We start from the raw sequence: 15,841 nt of genomic DNA on the forward strand, positions 1-15,841 counted from the left end.
CCCAGTTTTTCAGGCCAAAACAACGGTGACCTTTTGGGGAATAGCCGTGAGTTCGTGGAGTGTCATGTGAAAAACCACTTTCATCAATAAAAACAACAGATTTATCTTTTTTTTCATACTGTTGTCTTTTTTGCTGATGTGCCAGCCTGTCGCTTTCGTTGGTTTTTGGATGGAATAGAGTTTTTTTTATAGGTTAATCCCAGCTTTTTAAGGGATTGCCAAATAGTCTTTTTACAAACACCGAATCGCTCTGCCCGTTCCTTTTGGTAAGCATCTGGATACTGTTCCACATCTTTTGCTAAAGCATTTTTATCGAGCTTCCTCTTACGTGGCGTTGAATTTTTTGGCTCTGGTCGTTTAAGCCAACGTACTAAAGACGCTTTTCCAATACGGAATTGTTTCGCAGTTTCTCGAATTGTTAAACCTTCGGCTTTCCTTACAGATATTACTTTACGTCGAAAATCAATTGTATAACTCATAACACACCTTGTAATCAAAATTAAGTCGCCTAGCTATAAGACCTCACTGGTATAACGGTGGATTAACGCCAAACGAATCAGAGCGACTGTTCCGTGAACAGTCAGGTAGGGTGGCCAATTTTAGTTGACCACTACAGAACTGACAGAACGATTAGGAGAAAGTGTTAAACATGCCACCATCACAGCAGTAAAGAATGCCACAGGGAAAGAATATAAATTTGCTCCACTTCGTTGATGGTGTCGTGAGAACCAGGTGGAAGCAACCGAAGTACCGGATATTCGTTATGGTCAGGTTAAGTCATGGCCAGCTGAATCATGGCTACAGGTATACGGTATTAATCTGAAATCGTTATTTGCTAATAGCCAAAGTATTCACTAGAAATTGACAGCTATTTGGTATTTCCGCATCACTAAAAAAAAAGACCAGCGCTAGGCTGGCCAACACCAGGGAAAATGTTGCTGTTAATAAACACACAACGTTAACAATACTACCATAAATAACCTTATAAAAATTAATGTTTTGATTAACATTTACATTTATGTAATCAATAACCGGAGTAATCCTATGAATAACATCCATGAATACCGAACAACGTTACATCATGTCAAAGCAGGGATGCAGGTTATTTATCATGGTGAGGTGATGAAAATAATTAGATTGAAGGAAAAAAAATTAACAAACAAAGGATTGATATATCAATTCGATACCGATGGAGAAAGCGGAATATTAACCGGAAATGGCGGTAATAAAATCACTGTCTTAGAAAAAATAGACGACTTACATAAAAGTAAAAGCTGGTATATTTAACAGGAGATGAAGTGAAGTATGACCTGATACTCGCAGACCCACCTTGGCAATACCAAAAAAAGCATCAAACAACGCAGCAAATAAATCCTAATACTCTACCCCGCAAATTATATCCCTAACCTAACAAAGAACGAAGATAACCATTATTCGTGTTTCGTTATTGATTTTTGTGGGGCAATGAAGCGCCTAAAAATAGTGTGAGTTTTTGAATGAGGACATAAACGTGAATAATAATTCTATGTTCATTACAGATGAACAGATGAAAGAACTAACAGGTTACCAAAAACCATCCAAACAATGCAAAGTTTTAGAAGAAGCGGGAATCTTTTTCATTAAGCGGCCTGATGGTCGACCCAAAACGACATGGGAACATTTCAATAAACGACTTTCAAAAGCAACGGGTATTAACTTTGCTGAAAAACCAGATTTCGGAGCAATCTAAATGGCTAGAAAAAGAAAAAATCCGGCTGATAATTGGATGCCTTCAAGAGTGAGAAGAGGAAAATCAGCATTTGAGTTTTTGACTCCAGATGGAAGGACAATTCGATTATGTGATTTTTCTTTTACTCAAGCCGAGGTGTGGGTTGCATACGAAAAATTATTGCTATCATACAAAAATGAAGAAACACTTGCAGCTTTATTTAATGCATTTTTCAATTCCCCTGACTTTCTTAATTTATCAGGTGAAACGCAAAAAGATTATAGGAAATATGCCAATAAGTTAATGCCTGTGTTTGGAAAAATGTTACCTGACAATATAAAGCCAGAACACATTCGTAAGTATATGGACAAAAGAGGTCTAAAGAGTAAAACTCAGGCTAACAGAGAAAAAACAGTATTATCACGTGTTTTTGGGTGGGGTTATGAGCGAGGATTAGTCAAAATAAATCCATGCAAAGGAGTAAGACAATTCAAAGAAAAAGCTAGAGATCGCTATATTAGCGACGAAGAATATAATGCACTTTATTCTATATCACCAATTGTAGTAAAATTGCGATGGAGCTTGCCTATCTTTGCCTTGCCAGGCAAGCAGATATTTTATCTTTAACTTATTCTCAGCTATCTAATGATGGCATATTTATTAAGCAAGGGAAAACAGGGGTTGCACAAATAAAAGCATGGACAGATCGTTTACATGCAGCTATAGAGTTAAGTCATACTTTACCTTTGGATAAGGGAATTAGCAGTATATATGTTCTCCATCAACAAAGTGGATCTGGGTATACTCGCGATGGTTTTAATAGCAGATGGAGGAAAGCAAAAGAAGAAGCCAAAATTAAATTTCCACACTTAAACTTTGATTTTACTTTTCACGATTTAAAAGCAAAAGGTGTCTCAGATCTTGATGGTTCCTTATCTGAAAAACAAACAATATCTGGTCATAAAAACATCGCTCAAACTGCAAGATACGATAGAAAAATTAATATTGTTCCTGTCGTTGGAGGTCAAAAAAAGAAATGATCAAATCAAAAATATAGTGAAATCATGTAGCGAAAATATAGTGAAAGGTGATTTTAGTCACAAAAATTCACTCTTAAGTGGCTAACTTTTTACTGACTAACATATTGATAAACAATGTAAAATTTCATGGTGCCCAGGGCGGGCACTTGAACCCGCACAGCCTTAAGGCCGAGGGATTTTAAATATTTTCCCCAGACTTGAATAATCAACAACTTATTGATAAATAATAATATTTTATTGTTAAATATATGTAAAAATGAATAAATGTGTTTTGTCGCTGCCACTTTATTTATACAAATTATCAAAAGGATTTAGCGTAACAGCGGCATCTAAATGATCTGGCGAAAAATGCGAATATTGCATTGTCATCATAATAGTGCTATGCCCTAAAATTTGTTGTAGAACAAGAATATTTCCACCATTCATCATAAAATGACTAGCAAAAGTATGCCTTAACACATGAGTTCTCTGCCCTTTCGGTAAATCAATATTGGCTTTTTTCAAAGCGCCTTCAAAAGCATCATATGTATTAGTCTTAACTTAATCCGACAATTCTGATTTAAAAAAGAGCGTTACCGGTTTTAATTAACATCATTAGATAATTAAATAAAAGGTAATTCTATGTATAGCTAGGCGACTTAATTTTGATTACAGCATATGTATTAAAAACAGGTCATCGATAGTGCATCCTGTTTCCATCTTTTTACGTTTAGCTTGAGACCATTTATGTTCTATAGGATTTAAATCTGGTGAATACACAGGCAAATATTCTATCTGGTGTCCTGCGTTTATAATTGCCTGTTCAATATTCTTACCTTTGTGAAAGCTAGCGTTGTCCATAAAAATAACAGAATTTTCAGGAAGTTCTGGGAGCAATATTTTTGTGATCCAAACATAAAAACATCACGATTAATATTGCAATCAAATAATCCGATAGCAAAAAGGGTTGTTCCCAATAAAGCGCCAATAACATTTGTTCTTCCCTTAGCACCCCAGTTTTTCAGGCCAAAACAACGGTGACCTTTTGGGGAATAGCCGTGAGTTCGTGGAGTGTCATGTGAAAAACCACTTTCATCAATAAAAACAACAGATTTATCTTTTTTTTCATACTGTTGTCTTTTTTGCTGATGTGCCAGCCTGTCGCTTTCGTTGGTTTTTGGATGGAATAGAGTTTTTTTTATAGGTTAATCCCAGCTTTTTAAGGGATTGCCAAATAGTCTTTTTACAAACACCGAATCGCTCTGCCCGTTCCTTTTGGTAAGCATCTGGATACTGTTCCACATCTTTTGCTAAAGCATTTTTATCGAGCTTCCTCTTACGTGGCGTTGAATTTTTTGGCTCTGGTCGTTTAAGCCAACGTACTAAAGACGCTTTTCCAATACGGAATTGTTTCGCAGTTTCTCGAATTGTTAAACCTTCGGCTTTCCTTACAGATATTACTTTACGTCGAAAATCAATTGTATAACTCATAACACACCTTGTAATCAAAATTAAGTCGCCTAGCTATATCAAACAAATAATCCTATCATCAAACATAAAGTCGGGTTACTTAACCTCGCTGAAGAGCTTAATAACGTCTCAAAAGCCTGTAAGATTATGGGGGTATCCCGAGATACGTTTTATCGCTACCAGGAACTTGTTAACGATGGTGGGATAGACGCTTTAATTAATCAAAATCGACGGGTGCCTAACGTAAAAAATAGAGTAGATGAACAGATTGAAAGCGCTGTAGTCGAGTATGCGATTGAATACCCTGCACACGGTCAACACCGCAGTAGTAATGAACTAAGAAAAAAAGGCATTTTTGTTTCGGGGAGTGGCGTTCGCTCTATTTGGCTGCGCCATAATCTCGAAAATTTTACAAAACGCCTAAAAGCGCTTGAAGATATAAAATCGCAACAGAAGGAATTATCCTGTCAGAATCACAAATCAGTGCTCTAGAAAAGAAAGCGCAAGATGATGAAGCCTGTGGTGAGATTGAAACAGCGCATCCAGGTTATCTGGGTTCACAAGATACTTTTTATGTCGGTCATTTAAAAGGCGTTGGTCGTGTTTATCAACAAACTTACATTGATACTTACAGTAAAGTCGTTCATTGTAAGCTTTACATAACAAAAAGCGCGATAACGGCGGCAGATTTATTAAATGACAAGGTTCTCCCTTTTTATTCCCAGCATGGGTTACCGGTGTTACGTATATTGACGGACAGAGGCAGTGAGTATTGTGGTAAAGTTGAACATCACGATTATCAACTTTATCTCGCTATCAATGATATTGATCATACAAAAACTAAAGCTCGTTCACCTCAAACTAATGGGATTTGTGAACGCTTTCATAAAACTGTATTACAAGAGTTCTATCAGGTGGCTTTTCGTAAGAAAATCTATAGGGCTTTAAATGAATTACAAGCTGATTTAGATAAATGGTTAGCGGAATATAATAACCAACGCACTCATCAAGGAAAAATGTGTTGCGGTCGAACTCCTATGGCAACTTTACACGATGGAAAACAACTTTGGAGAGAGAAAGATTTAAATCAAATTTAACCTGACAGGTACTGTATAAATAACCGGTAACTGTTAGATTAAGTCTGAGCTACTACACTTCTTTTTGGTTTAGATAGAACACGGGTATGTCGCTGGGTAAAAATATTATTGCCGGTTTTAGAGATGACCTTGGGGCGAGAATGTGTTTTGCCCGCTCGTCAAATTCGCTCTGCTGAGGAATTTTTTCGCGCCTTTCCTGGAGTTAAAGACGTCTTTATTGATGGGACAGAGCGACCTGTCCAAAAGCCTAAGAATCTGCGTCGGCGAAAAAAAATGTATTCGGGAAAGAAAAGACAGACCACTCGAAAAGGGCTTATTATGACTGACGAAACGAGGAAAATTGGATTTATCCCCATGATCAAAAATGGGCGCCGTCACGATAAACGCTTACTCGATAAAGTCGATATAATTCGCCATATTCCCCCTGAGGTAACCATCTGGGCCGATACCGGTTTTCAAGGTATAGATAAACAGCATCCTAATACACAAATCCCAAAAAAAGGAACTCGAAAAAGACCTTTATCGCCTGAACAAAAACAAGAAAATAAAATAATCTCGGGCATCCGTATTACGGTTGAACACGCCATCGCGGGTATCAAGCGCCTCGGTTGTATGACCCAAATTTTACGGAATCGTAGACCCTTTATTGATGATACCTTTTTACTCCTTAGTGCCGGTCTTTGGAATTTCCATCTCAGAACAGCCTAAAATTTACTTCCAATCACCGAAAAATACCCTTATTTCACTATTAAGCAACACGCTTAATGTCTTTCCATGCATGTCATACCAACGATTAATCAAATTACTTAACTTAGTAGCATTAGAATCATCAACCCCAAAATCATCATCTTCAGATTTAAACATCTGTTGCCTTTCATAGGCTAATGCTTCACCTTTAGTCGCAAAACGCTTTCTTATACGAACACCATTACGCCCATCAGGAAAACACTGACATAACCATTTACCATTTGGTAGTTTACTGACCGCCACAATTTACAATCCTTAATTATCTTCTCAAACTCAAGTTTGTATTAGCATCGAACTACATCAACCCTTAAAATTTGGATTAATTATCAAAAAACGAATAAATAATCATTCCAATAAAAAAGCCTACTAAAAAAACAACGGCGAATTCTTTTAAATATTTGCCTAATAGGTCAAACAAATTCTTAATATACGATGGGTTTTTCTCTTCATGGATTTTTTCATATAACCACCCAAGAGCTTGCCTAAGTTGCGAGCAATTTAATTCAGAAAATAACGATTTCATGGCAAATTTAAACTGGCAATAAACCATGAGATCGTCTCTTAATTCTTTGTTATCGTCAGTATTTTTTAATAGGAAGTGAATTAATGCTTTCTTGTCTTTTTCTTCCTTGAAGTCATCTAACAAACCTTCAAGATAGTCAATAATCGGATGGTACTGATTAATGGTAATTTCATTGATATTATTGACACCACTTTCAGCATGAACTTTTTGCCATATGATAAATTTTTCTTCCCCACAGTTTTCAGCAACTGCTTTGATTAATTCATTAAGTTTTTTGCGCTGAGCTGAAACTAATAACCTCACATCTTTTTGCTCAATATTCGGTAGAATGTTTACTATTTTGCTCTCTTCATATTGTTCAATATGAATGGTATTCTCTTCAAAATCTCTACCTGCAATTTTGCTATCATGCCCTTTAAAATCGATATTCATCTATAGCCTCACGTTACTTATTCACTGAAAACTATTATTTCCTTTCATTATAATCTCGACCAGCTATACGCTGACCAGAATCAGTAACGCTAATTGACGTGCTCCCCGAAGGGGATATAGTGGATGTTAATGCACCATAAATAGCAGTTTTAACAGAGAGTGGGGCTGAACGATAAAGCCGTATGATTTCAGCTTCATCATTAGTTATACCATTAAGATTAGGTGTTCTTTGACCAGTAATAATATAAAGAACATCAACACCCACAATTGCAGCTTTTTCAAGATATTTTCCCTTTTTCATCATTAATTTGTGTGGCAGCTGTACAGCCTACCACTTTAGCAAATTGAACTTGGGTTAAACCAATGCGGTTCCTTTCCTCTTTTATTTTTTTAGCTAAATTAGTCACTTATTTACACTCTTATTTACGAGATTATAAGGATAGGGATTGTGATAAATCCTGTAAAATCAACGTTCGTAAATTTGCTATTACTCTAGTACTAATATCTATATAAAAGCTTCATATTACTAAATTAACTCAAAGCTATTATTTTGTTTCATTATAATCTCGACCAGCTATGCGCTGATTTGAACCACTGGTAATAATTGAGGTACTACCGGAGGGAACTGAAGTAGATGTTAGTGCACCATAAGCAGCGGCCTTAACAGAAAGTGGTGCGGAACGATAATATTTTATGATTTCAGTTTCATCACTATTGATATCTTCAATGTCTGGTAATTTTTTGCCTGTTAAAATAAACATTATATCTGCCCCCAATTCATGCAGATTGAAGAAAAAAGATGCTTTTGGCTCTGTCTTTCCTATTTCGTAATCACAATAAGCCCTAAAAGACACTCCACATGCTTTTGCAAGCTGACTTTGAGTAAGTTTCAGCCTTTCTCTTTCTTTTCTTAAACGAGAACTAATTTGCATATTTCTGCAATTTCCTGTTGGCTATTTGCGGTTTTTTGCAAATAATGTAGTTAAGTAAAAACTAGTGGATCACAATATAACATTATGGATCAAGAAAAACATATTGCTCGCTCGAATTTGCCTAAAGGTATTGCATCAAAAAATCCTATACCGATGCGATTGTTTGTAGATGAAAGAAAAGAACTAGAAGCAATTGCAGTCAAAGAAAGTCGCTCTATATCAGCAATGGCTAGATTGATATTTCTTATTGGCCTGAAGTATTTCTCGGAACAGGAGAAATAATGAAAGACATCACAATTAATTTTAGTGTTGGTTCACCTTATGTATCGGTTCAAGAATATTCACGGTTGTCAGGTATACCGGTTAACACTGTACGGGCAATGGTGAACAAAGGTGAGATCATTATCAGACCAAAAAAAGGAGCTAAAGAAAAAATCCAAATTAACATGATTGCCATGTTAAAAGATGCAATAAAAAACAGCTAAAAACAATGCATATGCTTAAGCTGAGCATACAACGTACAGTTTTTATTATTATGATTTTTACATCATCAAACTCTCAAAGGAGATAAATAATGGGAACGCCTAACTTAAGCGTCAAAGCAACAAGACTGGCTTATGTGATGGGTATTGATGCACTTTCCGTTGTGCCCTCCTGTGATGGTAAGTTGCTAAGACTGTATCTCCATGATCATTTACTAATTCAGATTGAATTATCACCAAAAATCAAACATGAGCGATTTAACCATTGAGAATATAAGTATTCGCTTTTTATTTAACACCAGGGAATTTTTTATACACAAAAAGTACGTAATAATACGTAATAAATAAAACACAACATCTATTTTGGTTAATGTAAAGTAAAAATCATATAAATCAATGAGGATATCTAATATGAGTAAACTTAATCAGCAATACAAATATCGTTTAACAGGTGAGTCTGTTAAGAGATATCACTACAATAATAAAAAAAAGAAATTATTGTTAATGGATAAATTAATTATTTTATTTGGCGTGTTATTTGTTTTTTATTTTATCACGATTGTTATTAAATCATAATGATAACAAATACAGAATAATTAACATCCCATCAGTTCATTCTATTAAAGTGTTAAGAAATAATATGACTGACATCAATAAAAAAGAAAATAAAAGGAAAATAAACAATTATCAGAATAAAGGATTATCAATAAACCAACGGTTTGATGGTTTAATTAGATGCGCTCAATTACGAACAGTTTACTTTAATAACGACCCTAATAATAAGTGTTTATCCGGCTTTATTGAATATTTACGAAGACATAATAAACGCTTTGTTAATTTAATTTTTTATTTGGCTAATATTGATAATAAAAAACATAATTTAAAGTTTGATGAATTTAATAAAGAAGAAAAGCGGGCAATTATTTATGCGACATTTCAATTACGAGTACTGGTTGCATTAATACCAAAAAATATCATTATCCCCTTTTAAATAATAATTGATTGACTTAATGGCGACAACGTCAGGGAATTCTTTTACCTAAAAATTACATAAAAAATGCACGATAAAAGTGCCTTTTTGGAGTTAACTCAATGATAAATACTATGCGGGTGAATTTAATTATCTCAAAATTAATTCAGGAATTCCAATTTAAAGAACAAAATGGATATTTACGGCAAGGTATTTGCCCCGATTGCCAAAAAAAGGAATTATTTACCGCCATTGATAAACCCTTTGTGCTCAAATGTGGTCGTGAAAATAAATGTGGCGCCGAAATTATCGTTAAAGAAATCTATCCTGAGCTGTTTCATAACTGGTCAACGCACTATCCTAAAACACAACAGGCCCCAAATGCCGCAGCGGATGCCTATCTGCAACAGGCCAGAGGGTTAAATATTGCGCCGTTAAAAGGGTTGTATATTGAATCCGGTTATCACGCTAAAGGGCTGGGTTCAGCAACCGTAAAATTTACCTTACCCAATGGCGCTTATTGGGAGCGCGTTATTGATAACCCACAACGCTTTGACCGAAAAGCTAATTTTTTTGGCAGTTATAAAGGGTATTGGTGGAGTCTGCCGCAACAGGATTTAACAAAGGCAACTGAAATTTGGCTAACCGAAGGGATTTTTGATGCAATTAGCCTTGCTCAGAATGGCCTGTACGCCGTTTCCCTGATGAGTTGCCATAATTACCCAGAGCATGCCTTAGCGGCGCTTAAAACGGCATTGGGCGCGAACAAAAAGCCTCTGTTAGTCTGGGCACTTGATAAGGGTAATGCGGGCGAAAAAGCGATAAGAAAACACGTTGCACGAAGTCAGCAGGAAGGCTGGAAATCCTGTGCTGCCTTACCTTCGCAATTTAAAAATGAAGACTGGAACGATTTACACCTCAAAGGTAAGCTCGAACGTTATGATTTAATGCGTTATCGTTATTATGGCGACTTGTTACTGACAAAAAGTGCTACCGATAAGGCAATGTTAATATTCAATTATACCCACCGTAATGACTTCTATTTTCAATTTGATAGCCGTTTTTACTGGTTTAAACTCGATATTGAAAGGCATTTAAAGGCGGTTGAACGAATTTTAGACTCAGAAAAGCTAACTAAAGAAGAGGCTACCACAAAAGCGTTAAAAGAGTCCGGCGCTGTCAACGAAATTGCCAACTGTTACCCGACCCCGCTTTATTTTCAGAAATCCGAAGAAACCGACGAATCCTGGTATTATTTAAAACTGGATTTCCCGCAACAAAGACCCAACGTCAAAGCCACTTTTACCGCCAGTCAGTTAACCAGCGCTTCTGAATTCAAAAAACGGCTTTTGCATGTCGCTAAAGGTGCTGTTTACACTGGGGACACACATCAACTTGACCGCTTTTGCAAAAACGAATTACCGCATATCAAGGAAGTAAAAACCCAAAATTTCATTGGTTATAGCTAGGCGACTTAATTTTGATTACAAGGTGTGTTATGAGTTATACAATTGATTTTCGACGTAAAGTAATATCTGTAAGGAAAGCCGAAGGTTTAACAATTCGAGAAACTGCGAAACAATTCCGTATTGGAAAAGCGTCTTTAGTACGTTGGCTTAAACGACCAGAGCCAAAAAATTCAACGCCACGTAAGAGGAAGCTCGATAAAAATGCTTTAGCAAAAGATGTGGAACAGTATCCAGATGCTTACCAAAAGGAACGGGCAGAGCGATTCGGTGTTTGTAAAAAGACTATTTGGCAATCCCTTAAAAAGCTGGGATTAACCTATAAAAAAAACTCTATTCCATCCAAAAACCAACGAAAGCGACAGGCTGGCACATCAGCAAAAAAGACAACAGTATGAAAAAAAAGATAAATCTGTTGTTTTTATTGATGAAAGTGGTTTTTCACATGACACTCCACGAACTCACGGCTATTCCCCAAAAGGTCACCGTTGTTTTGGCCTGAAAAACTGGGGTGCTAAGGGAAGAACAAATGTTATTGGCGCTTTATTGGGAACAACCCTTTTTGCTATCGGATTATTTGATTGCAATATTAACCGTGATGTTTTTTATGTTTGGATCACAAAAATATTGCTCCCAGAACTTCCTGAAAATTCTGTTATTTTTATGGACAACGCTAGCTTTCACAAAGGTAAGAATATTGAACAGGCAATTATAAACGCAGGACACCAGATAGAATATTTGCCTGTGTATTCACCAGATTTAAATCCTATAGAACATAAATGGTCTCAAGCTAAACGTAAAAAGATGGAAACAGGATGCACTATCGATGACCTGTTTTTAATACATATGCTGTAATCAAAATTAAGTCGCCTAGCTATATAGGTTAATCCCAGCTTTTTAAGGGATTGCCAAATAGTCTTTTTACAAACACCGAATCGCTCTGCCCGTTCCTTTTGGTAAGCATCTGGATACTGTTCCACATCTTTTGCTAAAGCATTTTTATCGAGCTTCCTCTTACGTGGCGTTGAATTTTTTGGCTCTGGTCGTTTAAGCCAACGTACTAAAGACGCTTTTCCAATACGGAATTGTTTCGCAGTTTCTCGAATTGTTAAACCTTCGGCTTTCCTTACAGATATTACTTTACGTCGAAAATCAATTGTATAACTCATAACACACCTTGTAATCAAAATTAAGTCGCCTAGCTATAGAGCGGATTATTCATCTCCATACCGATAAGTCAGGTCAAAGCGAACAGACCCGTCAGGCGGCCATTCGCCTGGAACGCTACCCTATTGAACAATTATCCGGCTTTCTGCCCAAAGCGCTGTTAAGTGAAAATGCGATTGTAACGGCTTACGAAACTTCTCTCGATGAAGTTCAACGACAACTCTTTGATGATGAAGCGATTGGCCATGAGCGCATTGCTAAAAATCACGCTCAACTCATCGTTCTGTTACGCACGTTATCCTGTTTTCTGCCCATCAAAGAAAGCCGAGTAGCAGAAACAGAAACCTTTATCGTCGAACTGGCAAAAGAACGTGTTCAGGCTTTAGAAGCCGATAATACCCTGGTCACTGAGTTTTGGGATATGTTTGATTATCTCAATCATAATGCCCCACATGGTGTTAATCACAGTAATGAAGAAAATATTTATGCGGTCAACTTTAATCATCTGGCACAGGTGGCCAGTGAATACCGCCAAAATATGCCCAATCTGTCAGAAATCAAATCGCTGCTTAAAATGGGTAAAATGCGTCGCTTTGTTGGGATTAAAACAGTGAGAAGTCACGTTAATAGCCAATATAATCAGGCATTACCGGCCTTAAGTACGCTAAAAAAACCTGACGTCGTTAAATGTTGGGTATTTGAAAAAAATTATTAGAAAGTAAACAATATTCCTATTTTGTTTTTATTTTTATCAGGATTAACGCAGAGCGGAGTTTTATACATAAATTATTTTACTCTGTTTCTTGTTTATAATCTGACTATTATTTAGATTTATCTTGCCAATATTAAAAGTTTTTCAGTGGATTATTCATATTGTTCCTGTATATTTTGCTATCCCTGAATCAGAAATTGATATTACCGATTTTATCACTATTGATGTTCTATTTTGATTGGTTAGCTATCAAGGATGGTTACATTTAACTTTCTGTCAAGTAATATAGAAACCTATCTCTCTCCTGACAGGACCTAAATATGTTAACAGTTATCCCAATCCTTATTATTGTCGCGCTGATCGTTGTAGTTTCTTCTGTTAAAATTGTGCCCCAAGGCTATCAGTGGACAGTCGAACGTTTTGGGCGCTATACGAAAACATTGATGCCAGGTTTAAACATCGTTGTACCGTTTATGGATCGTGTTGGCCGAAGAATTAATATGATGGAGCAGGTACTCGATATTCCCTCCCAAGAAGTGATTTCCCGTGATAATGCTAATATTACTATTGATGCTGTCTGTTTTATGCAGGTCATCGACCCAGTGAAAGCCGCTTATGAAGTGAGTAATATGCAATTAGCCATTGTCAATTTAACGATGACTAACTTCCGTACCGTATTAGGCTCGATGGAATTGGATGAAATGTTATCACAACGAGATAGTATCAACAGTCGATTACTGCATATTGTTGATGAAGCGACCAATCCTTGGGGTGTTAAAATCACTCGTATAGAGATCCGTGATGTTCGTCCGCCGACTGAGCTTATTTCTGCTATGAATGCCCAAATGAAAGCGGAACGAACTAAGCGTGCCGATATTCTGGAAGCAGAGGGAGTACGTCAAGCCGCTATTTTACGAGCAGAAGGTGAAAAACAATCCCAGATATTAAAAGCTGAAGGGGAACGCCAATCTGCATTTTTACAAGCTGAAGCGCGTGAACGAGCCGCAGAGGCTGAAGCCCAGGCGACTAAAATGGTATCCGATGCGATTGCAACCGGTGATATTCAAGCTATTAACTATTTTGTCGCTCAAAAATATACGGATGCATTGCAGCAAATTGGTTCCGCGACTAACAATAAAGTGATTATGATGCCACTGGAAGCGAGCAATTTGATGGGTGCTATTGGTGGGATTGCTGAACTTATCAGTGAGACTAAAAGTACCAAAGGTAAATAACTATGCTTGAACAGATTGCAGCAAATCCATACGGGTTTTGGCTATCACTTGGTGGCATGCTGTTAATAGCTGAAATGTTAGGTGCAGGCGGTTATCTGTTATGGAGCGGTATTGCTGCTGTTATCGTTGGTATTTTAGTGTGGCTTATCCCCTTCAGTTGGGTATTTCAAGGCTTGCTTTTTTCAGTTTTAACGGTCGTTACTGTATTTGTTTGGTGGTATTGGTTAAATAAAATGAGTAAACCCCAGCAAGGAATGTTAAATCAACGGGATCAACAAATGATAGGCTTACGAGCAACGCTAATCGAACCGACTCATAATGGTTATAGTCGTGTGAGCGTTGCAGATGGCAGTTGGCGTATTTATTGTAGTATTGAACTGAGTGCAGGTACTGAAGTGGAAGTCATTTTCATTAATGGTAATACACTGAACGTTAAACCAGTCATCAAGTAGCTTACCCTTTCTCTTTGACTATAAATAAAATTAACTATCGATAAGGTAAATTCATGACCGAAGATAAAAAAGAAATTTCATTAGTTGATATTCAAAAAGATATTGAGGAAATAAAAAATAATATAAAACGCAGGAACTTATTATCAGGATTAATACTTATCATCATGATAATTTTTATCTTATCAATAATAAGTCTAGGGTTATCTTTCAAAATGAATATTGAAGATAAGTTTAACTTGATTACAACAGAATACAATAAAGTAAAATCTTTAGAGAATAAACTTAAAAAATTTCTTCCTTAGTTACCTATCACCAATATCTCTTTGAATTCGCTAAGCGACTTAAGCAATATCGTTTAGCGATATTTTCCAGACATGACCACGAGCGATTAACTCACAGCAAAAATAACAAGATATTCATCATAAATAAATATTAATATTTATTTAACATAACTATGCATTATTTAATCGCCATTATATATTTTCAAAATTTTGGGGTATGCGTCGGAAAACGGTTACAACGGGGTTACATGTAACGGTTACAAAACATTTAAAACTGAAAACCTAACTTATTGATTTATAACAATGTAACTTTTTTATTCTGTTTTGTAACCCCCTGTAACCGTTTAAAGGTTACAAAAAAATAGTATTTTAATTATAGAGTTAAGTCCTTTTTTTGCGTGTTGTAACTGTTGTAACCGTTTTCCGACGCATATCCCCTTTTTTTAGCGCAAAATAAGTTATTATTTTGTTAAAATGTTAAATATCAAAAAGGCTTTTTCTTCTTGTTTTAGTGATCTTTGTTTTTATTAAAAAATAAGTGCATGGATTTGCACAAAAATGCACAAATTTGCACAAGTTTTTGCTCACTTGAAATCACCGAAAAGGCCAGTACTGGCCTAAGCTGAGTGGCGTTGTGCAGCTGCACAAAAAACGACACCTTTAGCGGGCAGGCGCGGCGGGGCTACCACTGCGATTTTTCATGTTTTTTGATAAACTCTCATCAAAATTTGCAAAATCATCTATTGAAAGTGAGGAATGAATATGAAGAGGGCATTAACAGCTATGGTATTAGCAACACTCATCTCTGGTTGTTCGAGCCAATGGGTAAGGATAAATCTCAATGCTGAAGATTTTTCTCTCGCAAAAAGTTTTTGCGAAAAACAGTCGGAGAATAAATTTCCTGTAAAAAATGAAGTAGCGCAAAGAACTCATGTTAAGCATCATGAGATTTGGCAAAAAAAAGAAAAATATCAAACGGTATTAATACCGGAGATAGATAGTTATGTTATTGATGTTAACAAAGATAGCCGTCGGCAGTTTTTTTATCATTGCATGAATCAAAAGGGCTGGAAATCAGAAACTAAATGGCTCTAATTTTTCTTAACCTGTGTTAATTGGCTCGCTGTGCATAAAAACATAAAATATTT

23 protein-coding genes and 5 pseudogenes are annotated in these 15,841 nt (G+C 36.2%); 18 read left to right on the forward strand and 10 right to left on the reverse strand.

Annotated features, from left to right (window positions below; translation table 11 throughout):
* Positions 1-113: 113 nt before the first annotated feature.
* On the reverse strand, positions 114-479 hold the full coding sequence (locus tag AYJ55_RS13900; RefSeq protein ID WP_063653415.1) for an IS630 transposase-related protein: 366 nt from the start codon (positions 477-479) through the stop codon (positions 114-116).
* A 640-nt stretch (positions 480-1,119) separates the two neighbouring features.
* Between AYJ55_RS13900 and AYJ55_RS13910 the strand changes: the two genes are divergently transcribed.
* From AYJ55_RS13910 to AYJ55_RS13920, 3 genes and pseudogenes are all read left to right on the forward strand, one after another.
* The gene (locus tag AYJ55_RS13910; protein ID WP_187153273.1) at positions 1,120-1,287 is read left to right on the forward strand and encodes a hypothetical protein; all 168 of its coding nucleotides are present in this window, start codon (positions 1,120-1,122) and stop codon (positions 1,285-1,287) included.
* 238 nt (positions 1,288-1,525) lie between these two features.
* Positions 1,526-1,729: a DUF4224 domain-containing protein gene (locus AYJ55_RS13915; RefSeq protein ID WP_063657415.1), complete on the forward strand. Its 204-nt coding sequence runs from the start codon at positions 1,526-1,528 to the stop codon at positions 1,727-1,729.
* Positions 1,730-2,748, forward strand: a pseudogene (locus AYJ55_RS13920) (tyrosine-type recombinase/integrase).
* A gap of 285 nt (positions 2,749-3,033) precedes the next feature.
* On the opposite strand, the pseudogene AYJ55_RS13930 reads toward AYJ55_RS13920, so the two are convergent.
* The 3 genes and pseudogenes from AYJ55_RS13930 to AYJ55_RS13940 form a co-directional block, all read right to left on the reverse strand.
* Positions 3,034-3,273, reverse strand: a pseudogene (locus AYJ55_RS13930) (tyrosine-type recombinase/integrase); the annotation flags it as partial.
* 123 nt (positions 3,274-3,396) lie between these two features.
* A pseudogene (locus AYJ55_RS36090) lies at positions 3,397-3,929 on the reverse strand (IS630 family transposase).
* Positions 3,853-4,218, reverse strand: a complete 366-nt coding sequence (locus tag AYJ55_RS13940; RefSeq protein ID WP_063653415.1) for an IS630 transposase-related protein — start codon at positions 4,216-4,218, stop codon at positions 3,853-3,855. The pseudogene AYJ55_RS36090 and the gene AYJ55_RS13940 overlap by 77 nt, the downstream one beginning before the upstream one ends.
* Before the next feature lie 54 nt (positions 4,219-4,272).
* Here AYJ55_RS13940 and AYJ55_RS13945 point away from each other — a divergent pair.
* A pseudogene (locus AYJ55_RS13945) lies at positions 4,273-5,294 on the forward strand (IS481 family transposase).
* Between the two features lie 108 nt (positions 5,295-5,402).
* A complete protein-coding gene (locus tag AYJ55_RS13950) occupies positions 5,403-6,002 on the forward strand; it encodes a transposase family protein (protein WP_162505581.1) in 600 nt (199 codons plus the stop codon).
* Between the two features lie 51 nt (positions 6,003-6,053).
* Here AYJ55_RS13950 and AYJ55_RS13955 read toward each other — a convergent pair.
* The 5 genes and pseudogenes from AYJ55_RS13955 to AYJ55_RS13970 all read right to left on the reverse strand — a co-directional run.
* Positions 6,054-6,284: pseudogene (locus tag AYJ55_RS13955) on the reverse strand (site-specific integrase); the annotation flags it as partial.
* Positions 6,285-6,360: 76 nt separating this feature from the next.
* Positions 6,361-6,996 (reverse strand): hypothetical protein, encoded by a 636-nt coding sequence (locus tag AYJ55_RS13960; RefSeq protein ID WP_162505582.1) that lies wholly within the window; start codon positions 6,994-6,996, stop codon positions 6,361-6,363.
* Positions 6,997-7,030: 34 nt separating this feature from the next.
* Entirely contained in the window at positions 7,031-7,300 is a 270-nt protein-coding gene (locus AYJ55_RS13965) for an XRE family transcriptional regulator (protein ID WP_162505583.1), read from the reverse strand.
* Entirely contained in the window at positions 7,275-7,403 is a 129-nt protein-coding gene (locus tag AYJ55_RS34670; protein ID WP_281181151.1) for a hypothetical protein, read from the reverse strand. The genes AYJ55_RS13965 and AYJ55_RS34670 overlap by 26 nt, the downstream gene beginning before the upstream one ends.
* Before the next feature lie 138 nt (positions 7,404-7,541).
* On the reverse strand, positions 7,542-7,928 hold the full coding sequence (locus tag AYJ55_RS13970) for a helix-turn-helix domain-containing protein (protein ID WP_063656984.1): 387 nt from the start codon (positions 7,926-7,928) through the stop codon (positions 7,542-7,544).
* Positions 7,929-8,012: 84 nt separating this feature from the next.
* Between AYJ55_RS13970 and AYJ55_RS13975 the strand changes: the two genes are divergently transcribed.
* From AYJ55_RS13975 to AYJ55_RS26260, 8 genes are all read left to right on the forward strand, one after another.
* Complete coding sequence (locus AYJ55_RS13975) at positions 8,013-8,210, forward strand: hypothetical protein (RefSeq protein WP_063656985.1); 198 nt, start codon at positions 8,013-8,015, stop codon at positions 8,208-8,210.
* Positions 8,210-8,413 (forward strand): hypothetical protein, encoded by a 204-nt coding sequence (locus tag AYJ55_RS13980; RefSeq protein ID WP_063656986.1) that lies wholly within the window; start codon positions 8,210-8,212, stop codon positions 8,411-8,413. Before AYJ55_RS13975 ends, AYJ55_RS13980 begins: the two co-directional genes overlap by 1 nt.
* Positions 8,414-8,502: 89 nt before the next feature.
* Positions 8,503-8,679, forward strand: a complete 177-nt coding sequence (locus tag AYJ55_RS30855; RefSeq protein WP_187153274.1) for a hypothetical protein — start codon at positions 8,503-8,505, stop codon at positions 8,677-8,679.
* 142 nt (positions 8,680-8,821) lie between these two features.
* Positions 8,822-8,986, forward strand: coding sequence for a TetR family transcriptional regulator (locus AYJ55_RS29140; RefSeq protein ID WP_162505584.1), 165 nt, complete (start codon positions 8,822-8,824; stop codon positions 8,984-8,986).
* 64 nt (positions 8,987-9,050) lie between these two features.
* Entirely contained in the window at positions 9,051-9,401 is a 351-nt protein-coding gene (locus tag AYJ55_RS13985; protein WP_063657417.1) for a DUF5347 family protein, read from the forward strand.
* A gap of 113 nt (positions 9,402-9,514) precedes the next feature.
* Positions 9,515-10,849: a toprim domain-containing protein gene (locus AYJ55_RS13990; RefSeq protein WP_162505585.1), complete on the forward strand. Its 1,335-nt coding sequence runs from the start codon at positions 9,515-9,517 to the stop codon at positions 10,847-10,849.
* A gap of 29 nt (positions 10,850-10,878) precedes the next feature.
* On the forward strand, positions 10,879-11,244 hold the full coding sequence (locus tag AYJ55_RS13995; RefSeq protein WP_063653415.1) for an IS630 transposase-related protein: 366 nt from the start codon (positions 10,879-10,881) through the stop codon (positions 11,242-11,244).
* Positions 11,213-11,701 (forward strand): IS630 family transposase, encoded by a 489-nt coding sequence (locus AYJ55_RS26260; protein WP_063653499.1) that lies wholly within the window; start codon positions 11,213-11,215, stop codon positions 11,699-11,701. The genes AYJ55_RS13995 and AYJ55_RS26260 overlap by 32 nt, the downstream gene beginning before the upstream one ends.
* On the opposite strand, the gene AYJ55_RS14000 is transcribed toward AYJ55_RS26260, so the two are convergent.
* Entirely contained in the window at positions 11,632-12,015 is a 384-nt protein-coding gene (locus tag AYJ55_RS14000; RefSeq protein ID WP_063656987.1) for an IS630 transposase-related protein, read from the reverse strand. The genes AYJ55_RS26260 and AYJ55_RS14000 overlap by 70 nt on opposite strands.
* Before the next feature lie 419 nt (positions 12,016-12,434).
* Between AYJ55_RS14000 and AYJ55_RS14005 the strand changes: the two genes are divergently transcribed.
* The 5 genes from AYJ55_RS14005 to AYJ55_RS14025 all read left to right on the forward strand — a co-directional run bounded on the left by AYJ55_RS14005 (position 12,435) and on the right by AYJ55_RS14025 (position 15,788).
* Positions 12,435-12,728, forward strand: a complete 294-nt coding sequence (locus AYJ55_RS14005; RefSeq protein WP_063656988.1) for a hypothetical protein — start codon at positions 12,435-12,437, stop codon at positions 12,726-12,728.
* Between the two features lie 317 nt (positions 12,729-13,045).
* The gene (locus tag AYJ55_RS14010) at positions 13,046-13,960 is read left to right on the forward strand and encodes an SPFH domain-containing protein (protein ID WP_063656989.1); all 915 of its coding nucleotides are present in this window, start codon (positions 13,046-13,048) and stop codon (positions 13,958-13,960) included.
* 2 nt (positions 13,961-13,962) lie between these two features.
* Positions 13,963-14,412 (forward strand): NfeD family protein, encoded by a 450-nt coding sequence (locus tag AYJ55_RS14015; RefSeq protein ID WP_063656990.1) that lies wholly within the window; start codon positions 13,963-13,965, stop codon positions 14,410-14,412.
* Positions 14,413-14,465: 53 nt separating this feature from the next.
* Positions 14,466-14,714 (forward strand): hypothetical protein, encoded by a 249-nt coding sequence (locus tag AYJ55_RS14020; protein WP_063656991.1) that lies wholly within the window; start codon positions 14,466-14,468, stop codon positions 14,712-14,714.
* Between the two features lie 762 nt (positions 14,715-15,476).
* Positions 15,477-15,788 (forward strand): hypothetical protein, encoded by a 312-nt coding sequence (locus tag AYJ55_RS14025; protein WP_245677382.1) that lies wholly within the window; start codon positions 15,477-15,479, stop codon positions 15,786-15,788.
* The last annotated feature ends 53 nt before the right edge of the window (positions 15,789-15,841 follow it).

The organism is Candidatus Arsenophonus triatominarum, from assembly GCF_001640365.1.
GTDB classification, from domain to species: Bacteria; Pseudomonadota; Gammaproteobacteria; order Enterobacterales; family Enterobacteriaceae; genus Arsenophonus; species Arsenophonus triatominarum.

Bases quoted from the DNA above. Each gene is read 5' to 3' on its own strand.
- AYJ55_RS30855 (WP_187153274.1), top strand. From the start codon at position 8,503: ATGGGAACGCCTAACTTAAGCGTCAAAGCAACAAGACTGGCTTATGTG.
- AYJ55_RS13995 (WP_063653415.1), top strand. From the start codon at position 10,879: ATGAGTTATACAATTGATTTTCGACGTAAAGTAATATCTGTAAGGAAA.
- AYJ55_RS14015 (WP_063656990.1), top strand. From the start codon at position 13,963: ATGCTTGAACAGATTGCAGCAAATCCATACGGGTTTTGGCTATCACTT.
- AYJ55_RS13900 (WP_063653415.1), bottom strand. From the start codon at position 479: ATGAGTTATACAATTGATTTTCGACGTAAAGTAATATCTGTAAGGAAA.
- AYJ55_RS13990 (WP_162505585.1), top strand. From the start codon at position 9,515: ATGCGGGTGAATTTAATTATCTCAAAATTAATTCAGGAATTCCAATTT.
- AYJ55_RS14010 (WP_063656989.1), top strand. From the start codon at position 13,046: ATGTTAACAGTTATCCCAATCCTTATTATTGTCGCGCTGATCGTTGTA.
- AYJ55_RS13985 (WP_063657417.1), top strand. From the start codon at position 9,051: ATGACTGACATCAATAAAAAAGAAAATAAAAGGAAAATAAACAATTAT.
- AYJ55_RS13980 (WP_063656986.1), top strand. From the start codon at position 8,210: ATGAAAGACATCACAATTAATTTTAGTGTTGGTTCACCTTATGTATCG.
- AYJ55_RS13965 (WP_162505583.1), bottom strand. From the start codon at position 7,300: ATGATGAAAAAGGGAAAATATCTTGAAAAAGCTGCAATTGTGGGTGTT.
- AYJ55_RS13960 (WP_162505582.1), bottom strand. From the start codon at position 6,996: ATGAATATCGATTTTAAAGGGCATGATAGCAAAATTGCAGGTAGAGAT.
- AYJ55_RS14020 (WP_063656991.1), top strand. From the start codon at position 14,466: ATGACCGAAGATAAAAAAGAAATTTCATTAGTTGATATTCAAAAAGAT.
- AYJ55_RS14005 (WP_063656988.1), top strand. From the start codon at position 12,435: ATGTTTGATTATCTCAATCATAATGCCCCACATGGTGTTAATCACAGT.
- AYJ55_RS13915 (WP_063657415.1), top strand. From the start codon at position 1,526: ATGTTCATTACAGATGAACAGATGAAAGAACTAACAGGTTACCAAAAA.
- AYJ55_RS13940 (WP_063653415.1), bottom strand. From the start codon at position 4,218: ATGAGTTATACAATTGATTTTCGACGTAAAGTAATATCTGTAAGGAAA.
- AYJ55_RS14000 (WP_063656987.1), bottom strand. From the start codon at position 12,015: ATGAGTTATACAATTGATTTTCGACGTAAAGTAATATCTGTAAGGAAA.
- AYJ55_RS29140 (WP_162505584.1), top strand. From the start codon at position 8,822: ATGAGTAAACTTAATCAGCAATACAAATATCGTTTAACAGGTGAGTCT.
- AYJ55_RS13975 (WP_063656985.1), top strand. From the start codon at position 8,013: ATGGATCAAGAAAAACATATTGCTCGCTCGAATTTGCCTAAAGGTATT.
- AYJ55_RS13970 (WP_063656984.1), bottom strand. From the start codon at position 7,928: ATGCAAATTAGTTCTCGTTTAAGAAAAGAAAGAGAAAGGCTGAAACTT.
- AYJ55_RS14025 (WP_245677382.1), top strand. From the start codon at position 15,477: ATGGTATTAGCAACACTCATCTCTGGTTGTTCGAGCCAATGGGTAAGG.